The organism is Acetobacter estunensis, assembly GCF_019083805.1.
Lineage (GTDB): Bacteria > Pseudomonadota > Alphaproteobacteria > Acetobacterales > Acetobacteraceae > Acetobacter > Acetobacter estunensis_A.
On sequence record NZ_JAHRDV010000037.1, the window covers coordinates 1 to 1,031 of the forward strand.

At 66.1% G+C, this 1,031-nt stretch carries 1 protein-coding gene; it reads left to right on the forward strand.

Annotated elements, in window-relative coordinates; translation table 11 throughout:
- Positions 1-1,031 (forward strand): serine hydroxymethyltransferase (gene glyA, locus KUA11_RS16920; protein ID WP_217412195.1); only part of this gene is annotated, 1,031 nt, incomplete at both ends.

Here is a 1,031-nt window from a genome sequence, read left to right on the forward strand (position 1 = left end):
GACGGGATCGAACTGATCGCCTCCGAGAACATGGTCTCCGAAGCCGTGCTTCAGGCCCAGGGCAGCGTGCTGACCAACAAATACGCCGAAGGCTACCCCGGACGCCGCTACTACGGCGGCTGCGCAGAGGTCGATAAGGTCGAAATCCTCGCCATCGACCGCGTCAAGCAGATTTTCGGCGCAGGCTTCGCCAACGTCCAGCCGCACTCGGGCGCCAATGCCAATCAGGCCGCCTTCATGGCCGTCGTCACACCTGGCGACACCGTGCTGGGCATGTCGCTGGCCGCCGGTGGGCACCTCACCCATGGCGCCGCACCCAACTACTCCGGCAAGTGGTTCAACGCCGTGCAGTATGGCGTGCGTGAGCAGGACGGCCTGCTCGACTACGACCAGATGGAAGCCCTCGCCCGCGAGCACAAGCCCAAGCTGATCGTCGCCGGAAGCTCTGCCTATCCGCGCATCATCGACTTCGCCCGCTTCCGCAAGATCGCCGATGAAGTCGGCGCGCTGCTGATGGTCGATATGGCGCATTTCGCCGGACTCGTGGCCACCGGTCTCTACCCCAACCCGCTGCCGCACGCCGACATCGTCACCAGCACCACGCACAAGACCCTGCGCGGTCCCCGCGGTGGCGTGATCCTCACCAACGACGAGGCGCTGGCCAAGAAGATCAACTCCGCCGTCTTCCCCGGCCTGCAGGGCGGTCCTCTGATGCATGTCATCGCCGCCAAGGCCGTGGCCTTCGGCGAGGCACTGAAGCCCGAGTTCAAGCAGTATCAGCAGGCCATGGCCGCCAACGCGAAGGCGCTGGGCGAGACACTGCTCGCGCGCGGCTTCGATCTGGTCACGGGCGGCACCGACAGCCATCTGCTGCTGGTCGATCTGCGTCCCAAGAAGGTGACCGGCAAGGCCGCCGAAAAGGCGCTCGAGCGTGCGGGCATCACGGCCAACAAGAACGCCGTGCCGTTCGATCCCGAAAAACCCGCCATCACCTCGGGCATCCGTCTGGGCAGCCCCGCCGCCACCGCGCG